1 pseudogene is annotated in these 455 nt (G+C 69.2%); it reads left to right on the top strand.

The features are described from left to right. Positions 1–455, top strand: a pseudogene (locus tag C1I99_RS31940) (ATP-dependent helicase); the annotation flags it as partial.

Genomic DNA, 455 nt, shown 5'->3' with positions numbered 1-455 from the left:
GTCCATCCAGGACCCGCGCGAGCGCCCCTCCGACAAGCAGCAGCAGGCCGACGAGAAACACCGGCGCTTCGCCGACCCCGAGTCCGACTTCATGGCCTACCTCAACCTGTGGAACTACCTGCGCGAGAAGCAGCACGAGCTGTCCTCCAGCGCGTTCCGCCGGCTGTGCAAGGCCGAGTTCCTCAACTACCTGCGCGTGCGCGAGTGGCAGGACATCTACAGCCAGCTGCGCCAGGCGCTCGGCGTCCAGCCCAACAGCCGCCCGGCCGAGCCCCAGCAGGTGCACACGTCGCTGCTGGTCGGCCTGCTGTCCCACGTCGGCGTCAAGGACGTCATGGAGAAGCGCGGCGCCGACGGCCGCCGCCCGATCCAGGAGTACATCGGCGCCCGCAACGCCCGCTTCGCCATCTTCCCCGGCTCCGCGCTGGCCAAGAAGCAGCCGCAGTGGGTCATGT

Origin of the sequence: Micromonospora deserti, assembly GCF_003236335.1 — a bacterium.
Classification (GTDB): Bacteria; Actinomycetota; Actinomycetes; order Mycobacteriales; family Micromonosporaceae; genus Micromonospora; species Micromonospora deserti.
This window is presented reverse-complemented; position numbering and strand designations above follow the sequence as displayed.